The following is a 9,035-nucleotide window of genomic DNA, read 5'->3' on the forward strand; positions in this document are numbered from 1 at the left end:
ACCTCGCTGTTGCTCGACTAAAGCCAAGCAGCACAACGCCGATTGGCGAGATCGCGCGACCCGCGGGCGGTCCACCGCTTAAGGTCGTGGCGTGGGGTCAGAATCCTTCGGGCATTACCAATTGCTGGACGTGCTTGGGCGTGGCGGCATGGGCGAGGTGTACCGCGCCTACGACGCCGCCACCGACCGGGTCGTCGCCCTCAAGGTGCTGCCGCCGAACATGGCGGAGGATCAGGAGTTTCAGCAACGATTCCGCCGGGAGGCGCGCATCGCGGCGAGCCTGAACGACCCGCATGTGGTGCCCATCCACAGTTACGGGGAGATCGACGGACGGCTCTATGTCGACATGCGGCTGATCGAGGGCCGCGACCTGTTGCAGTACATCGCCGAAAACGGTGGACGCCTGTCGCCCGAGCGCGCGGTCGCGGTGGTCGAACAGGTGGCCGCGGCGCTCGACAGCGCCCACCAGGCCGGGCTGGTCCATCGCGACATCAAACCGAAGAACATCTTGGTCACCAAGGCGCGGGACTTCGTCTACCTGATCGACTTCGGCATCGCCCGCACGCTGGCCGACACGTCGCTCACGCAGACCGGTCACACGATGGGCACCGTCGCCTACATGGCGCCCGAGCGATTCAGGGGCGCAACGGATCACCGCGCCGACGTGTATTCGTTGGCCTGCGTGCTGCACGAGTGCCTGACCGGCAAGCGCCCCTACGCCGGCGAGAGCCTCGAGGAGCAACTCAACGCGCACCTCAACACGCCGCCGCCGCGGCCGTCGGCAACCGTGGCCGGCGTCTCCCCGGCCCTCGACGCCGTGGTCGCCCGCGGGATGGCCAAAGACGTTGAACAGCGCTATCAGTCGGCGATGGAACTTGCCGAGGCCGCCAGGGCCGCCTTGGCCGCCCCGGCCGGGACCGCGGCATGGAATCCGCCGCAGGCGCCGGCCGCGCCGCCGCCTCCGACCGCCGGGCCGCCCACGCAGGACTACCCCCCGACCGGCCCCAGTCCGGACCCGCAGCCGGCGTATCGCGCCCCCGCCCACTCCCGGCGTCTGCTGCTGGGCATCGTCGGCGCGTCCACGCTGGCGCTGGCCGCAGTGGTGGCGCTGGTCATCGCGCTGGTCACCCAGAACGACGGCTCCGCCAACAGCGCGGCGTCCACCAGCGCGTCCCGCGCCCGGGTGCCCGGCCGGCCGGGATCAACCTCCGGTCCGACCGGGCAGGCCATGGCGACGGTGCCCCCGTTGCCGGCGTTCGCGCCGCCGGCCGATCCGGGCGCCAACTGCCAGTACCCCAGCGCAGCGGACACCATCGTCAAACCCGTCAGCCCACCCCCGTCCGGGAGGGTCTCCACCGAACCCGCGGAAATCCCGGCCACCATCTCCACCAACTTCGGTGACATCGGCATCCAGCTTGCCAACTCCGAATCCCCCTGCGCGGTAAACAGTTTCGTCAGCCTGGCCAAGCAGCAGTTCTTCGACAACACCCAATGCGCCCGGCTGATCAACTCCACCGACGGCGGATCGCTGCTGTGCGGCGGTCCCGAGTCCGACGGCTCCGGCGGCCCCGGCTACCAATTCGCCGACGAGTACCCGACCAACCAATACCCGGCCGGGGACCCCGGCCTCCGGGCGACCGTGCTCTATCCGCGCGGCACCGTGATCATGGCCGTCGACGGGCCGAACACCAACGGCAGCCAGTTCTCCCTCGTTTTCCGGGACTCCGAAATGCAGCCGACGAGCACCGTGCTCGGCACCATCAGCCAGGCCGGTCTTGCGGTCGTGGACAAGGTCGCCGAGGCCGGCATCGCCGGCAATCGGCAGAGCGGCGCCCCCACCAACCCGGTCACCATCAACTCCGTGCGCATCGGCTGACAGGACCCGCGGCGGGGCGCGCGCCCCTTACGCCGCGGATGTCACGCGGTAGACGTCGAAGACGCCTTCGACGTTGCGCACCACGTTGAGCAGGTGGCCCAGGTGTTTGGGGTCGCCCATCTCGAAGGTGAACCGGCTGATCGCCACGCGGTCACCGGAGGTGGTGACCGACGCCGACAGGATGTTGACCTTCTCGTCGGCCAGCACCCGCGTGACGTCGGAGAGCAACCGGTGCCGGTCGAGCGCCTCGACCTGGATGGCCACCAGGAACACCGACGACGGCGACGGCGCCCAGTGCACCTCGATGATCCGCTCGGACTGCTGTTGCAGCGACGCCGCATTGGTGCAGTCGGTGCGGTGCACGCTCACTCCCCCACCGCGCGTGACGAACCCCATGATCTGGTCGCCCGGCACCGGCGTGCAGCACTTGGCCAGCTTGGACAGCACCCCCGGGGCGCCGGGGACCGAGACGCCGACGTCGTCGCTGCTGCGCGGGCGGCGCAGCATGGTCGTCGGCGTGGACCGCTCGGCCAGATCCTCTTCGGCCTGGTCGATCCCGCCGAGCTCGGCGAGCAGCCGCTGCACCACGTGCCGGGCCGACACGTGGCCCTCGCCGATCGCGGTGTAGAGCGCGGACACGTCGGTGTAGTGCAATTCGCGGGCGACCGCCGCCATGGATTCGCCATTGACCAAGCGCTGCAAGGGAAGTCCGCCCCGGCGCACCTCGCGCGCCATCGCCTCCTTGCCGGCTTCCAACGCCTCCTCACGCCGCTCCTTGGCGAACCACTGCCGGATCTTCGCCTTGGCGCGCGGCGACACCACGAACTGCTGCCAGTCGCGCGACGGGCCGGCGTTGGGTGCCTTCGACGTGAAGACCTCGACGACCTCGCCGTTTTCCAGCTTGCGCTCCAGCGCCACCAGCCGGCCGTTGACCCGCGCCCCGATGCAGCGGTGACCGACCTCGGTGTGCACGGCGTAGGCGAAGTCCACCGGCGTCGACCCGTTGGGCAGGGTGATCACATCACCCTTGGGGGTGAACACGAAGATCTCTTGCACCGCAAGGTCGTAACGCAACGACTCCAGGAACTCGCCGGGGTCGGCGGCCTCCCGCTGCCAGTCGAGCAGCTGGCGCATCCAGGCCATGTCGTCGATCTCGGCGGCGGCGTGCGGGTGCGGAACGCCGTTGCGGCCCTTGGCTTCCTTATAGCGCCAGTGCGCGGCGATGCCGTATTCGGCGGTGCGGTGCATGTCCCGGGTGCGGATCTGCACCTCCAGCGGCTTGCCCTCGGGCCCGACGACGGTGGTGTGCAGCGACTGGTAGACGCCGTATCGCGGCTGGGCGATGTAGTCCTTGAACCGGCCCGCCATCGGCTGCCACAGCGAATGCACCACGCCGACAGCGGCATAGCAGTCCCGGATCTCGTCGCACAGGATGCGGATGCCGACCAGGTCGTGGATGTCGTCGAAGTCCCGTCCCTTGACGATCATCTTCTGGTAGATGGACCAGTAGTGCTTGGGCCGCCCCTCCACGACAGCCTTGATCTTCGAGGCGCCCAGGGTGTTGGTGATCTCGGCGCGGACCTTGGCCAGGTAGGTGTCCCGCGACGGGGCGCGGCCGGCGACCAGCCGGACGATCTCGTCGTACTTCTTCGGGTGCAGGATCGCAAACGACAGGTCTTCCAATTCCCACTTGACGCTCGCCATGCCCAGCCGGTGAGCAAGGGGCGCAATGACTTCCAGCGTCTCGCGGGCCTTGCGGGCCTGCTTCTCCGGCGGCAGGAAGCGCATGGTGCGCATGTTGTGCAGCCGGTCGGCGACCTTGATCACCAGCACCCGGGGGTCGCGGGCCATCGCGGTGATCATCTTGCGGATGGTCTCGCCCTCGGCCGCGGTGCCCAGCACCACCCGATCCAGCTTGGTCACGCCGTCGACGAGGTGCGCCACCTCGTCGCCGAACTCCTCGGACATCTGCTCGAGCGTGTAGCCGGTGTCCTCAATGGTGTCGTGCAGCAGCGCGGCCACCAAAGTCGTGGTGTCCATGCCCAATTCGGCGAGGATGTTCGCGACGGCCAGCGGGTGGGTGATGTAGGGGTCGCCGGAGTGGCGCAACTGCGTGGCGTGCCGCTCGTCGGCGACCTCGAACGCGCGCTGCAGCAGCGACAGGTTCGCCTTCGGATAGATCTCGCGGTGCACCGCCACCAGCGGTTCCAGCACCGGGTTGAGCGTGGTGCGCTGGGAGGTCATCCGGCGGGCCAGCCTGGCCCGCACCCGGCGCGACGCGCTGCTGGACGTCTTCAGCGTCTCGGTCGGCTGCTCCGGCGGCTCGGCTGCCTGGGCCGTGACCGCCTCCCCGACCAGCAGGGACTCCGCGACGTCAGTGGGCGCGTCAAGCGCCTGCGCCGCGCTCTTCTCGTCCGCCACGGTGTCACCTCCGACCTCGAGGATATCGCGCGGTTGGCCGGCTAGACCCGACTCAGGCTGTGCACGGGCAGGTCCGCGACCGCCCGACGGCCCCCGAGCGCGGCCAATTCGAGGACCACCGCCGCCGCGATCACGGTGGCGCCGGTGCGTTCCAGCAGCCGGGCGGCCGCGGCCAGGGTGCCCCCGGTGGCCAGCACGTCGTCGATGATCACCACGTGGCGTCCCCGTAAGTCGATGCCGTCCGCGGGGATCTCCAGCGTGGCGCTGCCGTACTCCAGGTCGTAGTGCTCGGCGTGCACCGGCGGGGGCAGCTTTCCGCCCTTGCGGATGGCAAGCACGCCCGTGCGCAGGCGGTCGGCGACGGCCGCCGCGGCCAGGAACCCGCGGGAGTCGATCCCGGCCACCAGGTCGGCGCCGGACGCGATCTCGGCCAGCGCGTCGGTGACCGCCGTCAGCCCCCGCGGGTCGGCGAACAACGGGGTGAGGTCCTTGAACTGGACCCCCGGCTTGGGGAAGTCCGAGACCTCGCGCAGCAGCGAGGCGATGACGTCCGCCACCGACGAGGTCCCGCCGACGCTCGTCACTGCACCAGCGCCCATCGATCCATGTTCCAGCCCGCGCCCCAGCGCGTCGGGTTCTTGCTCACCGCGTACATCTTCTTCGACATCAGGAGCGTGCGTTGCTGCCGGTAGAGGGGCAACGTGGGCATGTCGCCCCACAGTACCGGCGCCGCCTCACCCAGCAGCCGGACGCGTTCGGCGGGGTCGGCCGACACCGCCAGCGCCCCGATGGCGCTGTCGATCTGCGGGTTCGAGTAGCCGGACAGGTTGTTGCCGTTGCCGCTGTGCAGGTCGTAGGCGTCCATCGCCGACGACCCCGTCGACCCGCTGCCGGTGGCGCCGCCGGTGCTGGCCAGCAGCACGTCGATCTTCCCGTCCTTGAGGGCCTGCGGCCCGGAGGTGTCCAGGGCGACGTTGACGACGGTGATACCGGCCGCGGCGCAGGATTTGGTGATCACCCCGACGTTGACCGCGAGCCGCGCGTTGGGCCCCGGATAGCCGATCCGCACCGTCGTCGGCGCGCCGCCGAGCGCGGCGCGGGCGGCGGCGGGGTCGGCCTTGGCGAACTGGGCGGCCTCGGCGGCGCCGTCGCCGGCAGTGGCGGGGTCGTCGGCGGCGGGGTTGAGGCGCGAATTGGCGATCGGCACCCCCGCGTCGCGTGCGAGGGTGTCGCGGGGCGTGCACAGCGCGAGCGCGCGCCGGGCCTTGGGCTGCGAGAGCGGACCCTGCGGGGCGAAGATCAGTTGCTCGATGCCGGCCGACGGCGAATCGGCGCGAACGTAGTTGTCCGGGGTTGTCAGCGTTCCCGACGAGCCCGCCGCCACGTCGACGACGTCGACGCTGCGGTTGTTGACACGGTCCTGGATGTCGGGGCCCTGCGGCCACACGGTGATGCGCTTGGTGATGGCCTTGGGACCCCACCAGCGGTCGTTGGCGACGAGCACCACCGCGCCGCCGTCCAGGACGCGTTCGATCTTGTACGGGCCCGACGACGGGAAGTTCTTGAGGTCCAGCCCGGGCTTGAGGTCCCAGATGGTGTTCCACAGCCTGGCGATCTGCTGGACCAGCTGGGTGTTGTTGCTCAGCAGCGCGGCGGTCACGTCGATGTGCAGCTGGTCGGCGATGACGTGCGACGGCATCAGCGTGGTGGCGGTGAACAGCTGGTTGTAGTCGACGACGCCGCGGTCCGGGATGAACGACACCCGGGCCTTCTTCTGCCCGGGCAGGCACTCGACGTTGGCGATGTCGAGGTAGCCAGCCTGGGTGGCGGCGTTGAAGTCCGGGTACCGGCCGGACTGGGCGGCCCACGCCAGCACCAGGTCGTCGCAGGTGACCGGCTTGCCGTCGGAGTACACCGCGTTGTCGGCGATCTGGTAGTCGAGAACCAACGGCGAGCCGCCCACCACCGACACCGTGCCGAAGTCACGGTCGGCGACGGTCTGCCCGTCCGGGCCGTGGTAGCTGAAGCCGGCGAGCGTGCGGGCGAAGGCCTGCGCGCCTGCGGACGCCGCGCCGACGACGGTGTTGGTGTTGTAGGTGACCAGCCGCCCGTCGACCACGTAGTCGATCTGGGAGGCGGCGCTGCCCGAGCACGCGGCCAGCGTGACGGCCGCGACGAGCATTGCGGCCAAACCGATAGCGCCCCAAGCGAGGCGATACCTGGCGGCCATGGCGACTACCGCCGGCCGGCGTTTCGCTTGCCGCTCGGACGCCGGGTCCCGGTCGGGCGCGCCGGGCGCGCGCCCGGCGCCGGCTTGCTCGGTGCGGGCTTGTCGGACGGCGCGGACGCGGTGCTCGCCGTCGACGCCGAGTCGTCCTCGGCGGCCTTCGGCTCCTCCGCGGCCTTGGTCTCCTCCGCGGGTTCGGCGCCGCCCTTGCGGCGGCGCGTGACGCGGCGGGTGTGCGTGCGCACCAGCTCCGTGCGCTCGCGCAGTGTGACCAGCAGCGGGGTGGCGAAGAAGATCGACGAGTAGGTGCCGACGATGATGCCGACCAGCTGGACCAGCGCCAGGTCCTTGAGCGTGCCGACGCCCAACAGCCACACCGCCACCACCATCAGCGCCAGCACCGGCAGCACACCGATCAGGCTGGTGTTGATCGAGCGCATGAATGTCTGGTTGATCGCCAGGTTGGCCTGCTCGGCGAACGTGCGGCGGGTGGTGTGCTGGAAGCCGTGGGTGTTCTCCTCGACCTTGTCGAACACGATGACGGTGTCGTAGAGGGAGAAACCGAGGATCGTCAGCAGGCCGATGACGGTGGCCGGGGTGACTTCGAAACCGACCAGCGAGTACACCCCCGCGGTGACGGTCAGGTCGAAAACCATCGTCGTCAGCGCGGAGACGGCCATGTACCGCTCGTATCGGACCGTGATGTACAGGCTGACCAACGCCAGGAACACCACCAGCGCGATCAGCGCCTTGTTGGTGATCTGGTCACCCCAGGTCTCCGACACTGCCGCGTCGCTGATGGCCTGCTTGCTGGGCTTACCGTCCGCGCCCTTGGGCTGGAAGGCATCGAACAGGGCGTTGCGCAGCTTGGCCGTCTGGTCGTTGGTCAGCGTTTCGGAGCGGATCTGCACGGTCGCGGACCCGCCGTTGCCGACGATCACCACCGACTCCGGATCCCGGCCGATGGTTTTCCTGAAGACGTCGGACACCTGCGACGTCTGGACGGTGCCGCGCGGGAAGGACACCGTGGTGCCACCCTTGAAATCGATGCCGAAGGTGAAGCCCCGCAACAGGATCGACAGTATCGCCACCGCGACGATCGCCCCGCTGATCCCGTACCAGAGGCGGCGGCGGCCGATCACCTCGAACGCGCCGGTGCCGGTGTAAAGCCGCGAGATGAAGCCGTGCCGCGGCTCGCCGGCGCCGCCGTCGGTCAATTGCGCGGCGTCGCCGGTGGACTCGGTGATCTCGGTCGCGTCCTTGGATGCCTTGGAGGCACTCATGGGCTATCCCCGTCCCGTCTTCACTTGCGACGAAGCCCGGCGTTCGCGGGCGACCTGCTGAACGGCCCCCAGGCCGTTGTATGCCGGTTTGGCCAACGTCGGCGACTTGGACGCCAGGTAGATCATCGGCCAGGTGACCAGGAACACCACCACGACGTCGAGGATCGTGGTGAGCCCCAACGTGAAGGCGAATCCCCTCACCTGGCCGATCGCCAGGGCGTACAGCACCGCGGCGGCCAGGAACGTGACGGCGTTGCCCGACACGATCGTCTTGCGGGCCCGCACCCAACCCCGGGGCACCGCCGACCGAAACGATCGGCCCTCGCGGATCTCGTCTTTGATGCGCTCGAAGAACACCACGAACGAGTCCGCCGTCGTGCCGATACCGATGATCAGACCGGCGATACCGGCGAGGTCCAAGGTGTAGTTGATCTGCCGGCCCAGGATCACCAGTATCGCGAAAACCATTGCGCCGGAAGCGATCAACGACAGGGCCGTCAGCAGGCCCAGCACCCGGTAGTACAGCAGCGAATACAGCAACACCAGGACCAGCCCGATGGCACCCGCGATCAGCCCCGCCCGCAACGAGGTCAATCCCAGTGTCGCCGAGACGGTTTGGGCCTCCGACGCTTCGAAGGACAGCGGCAGCGAGCCGTACTTGAGGACGTTGGCCAGCTGCTTGGCGGTCGCGGCCGTGAACGGCGGGTCGCCGCCGGTGATCTGCGTCCGGCCGCCGGGGATGGCTTCCTGGATCATCGGCGCGCTGACGACCTGGGAATCCAGCGTGAAGGCGGTCTGGGTGCCGATGTGGGCGGCGGTGAAGTCGGCCCAGGTGTTGGCGGCCGCCGGCTTGAACTGCACGTCCACCACGTAGCCGATGCCGCGCTGGTTCATCCCCGAGGTGGCGTCCTGAATCTGGTCGCCGCTGATGATCGACGGCGCCAGCAGGTACGCCACCTTGTGGTCGGTCGAGCAGGTCACCAGGGGCAGGTTCGGGTCGTCGTTGCCGGCGAGGATGTCCTCTTTGTCGCAACGGGTCGCCTGGAATTGCAGCGCCAGGAACTGGACGCCCTGGCGGGTGCTCTGCCGCCACTTCTTCTCATCGGCGATGCGATCGGCGAGCTCCTTGCGCGGGTCCGGGGGCGCGGGCTGCTCGGCCGGCGGCACGTCGGCCGGTGGCGCGTTCCCCGCGGGCGCGGGCGGCGGGGCCGGGCCGGTGAGGTCGGTG

At 69.6% G+C, this 9,035-nt stretch carries 6 protein-coding genes; 1 reads left to right on the top strand and 5 read right to left on the bottom strand.

Annotated elements, in window-relative coordinates; translation table 11 throughout:
- Positions 1-148 precede the first annotated feature (148 nt).
- Positions 149-1,876, top strand: coding sequence for a protein kinase (locus A9X05_RS16970; RefSeq protein ID WP_082970993.1), 1,728 nt, complete (start codon positions 149-151; stop codon positions 1,874-1,876).
- Between the two features lie 27 nt (positions 1,877-1,903).
- On the opposite strand, the gene A9X05_RS16975 is transcribed toward A9X05_RS16970, so the two are convergent.
- From A9X05_RS16975 to secD, 5 genes are all read right to left on the bottom strand, one after another.
- Complete coding sequence (locus tag A9X05_RS16975; protein ID WP_067782869.1) at positions 1,904-4,297, bottom strand: bifunctional (p)ppGpp synthetase/guanosine-3',5'-bis(diphosphate) 3'-pyrophosphohydrolase; 2,394 nt, start codon at positions 4,295-4,297, stop codon at positions 1,904-1,906.
- A gap of 41 nt (positions 4,298-4,338) precedes the next feature.
- Positions 4,339-4,896: an adenine phosphoribosyltransferase gene (locus tag A9X05_RS16980; RefSeq protein WP_067782872.1), complete on the bottom strand. Its 558-nt coding sequence runs from the start codon at positions 4,894-4,896 to the stop codon at positions 4,339-4,341.
- On the bottom strand, positions 4,878-6,527 hold the full coding sequence (locus A9X05_RS16985; RefSeq protein WP_067782875.1) for an ABC transporter substrate-binding protein: 1,650 nt from the start codon (positions 6,525-6,527) through the stop codon (positions 4,878-4,880). Before A9X05_RS16985 ends, A9X05_RS16980 begins: the two co-directional genes overlap by 19 nt.
- Before the next feature lie 5 nt (positions 6,528-6,532).
- Entirely contained in the window at positions 6,533-7,807 is a 1,275-nt protein-coding gene (gene secF, locus A9X05_RS16990) for a protein translocase subunit SecF (RefSeq protein WP_067752714.1), read from the bottom strand.
- Positions 7,808-7,810: 3 nt separating this feature from the next.
- A partial coding sequence (gene secD / locus A9X05_RS16995; RefSeq protein ID WP_067782878.1) for a protein translocase subunit SecD occupies positions 7,811-9,035 on the bottom strand: 1,225 nt, incomplete at its 5' end.

Origin of the sequence: Mycobacterium sp. E3298 (assembly GCF_001666895.1) — a bacterium.
Classification (GTDB): domain Bacteria; phylum Actinomycetota; class Actinomycetes; order Mycobacteriales; family Mycobacteriaceae; genus Mycobacterium.

Coding starts and splice junctions, on each gene's coding strand:
- A9X05_RS16985 (WP_067782875.1), bottom strand. CDS start 6,527: ATGGCCGCCAGGTATCGCCTCGCTTGGGGCGCTATCGGTTTGGCCGCA.
- A9X05_RS16980 (WP_067782872.1), bottom strand. CDS start 4,896: ATGGGCGCTGGTGCAGTGACGAGCGTCGGCGGGACCTCGTCGGTGGCG.
- A9X05_RS16970 (WP_082970993.1), top strand. CDS start 149: ATGGGCGAGGTGTACCGCGCCTACGACGCCGCCACCGACCGGGTCGTC.
- secF (WP_067752714.1), bottom strand. CDS start 7,807: ATGAGTGCCTCCAAGGCATCCAAGGACGCGACCGAGATCACCGAGTCC.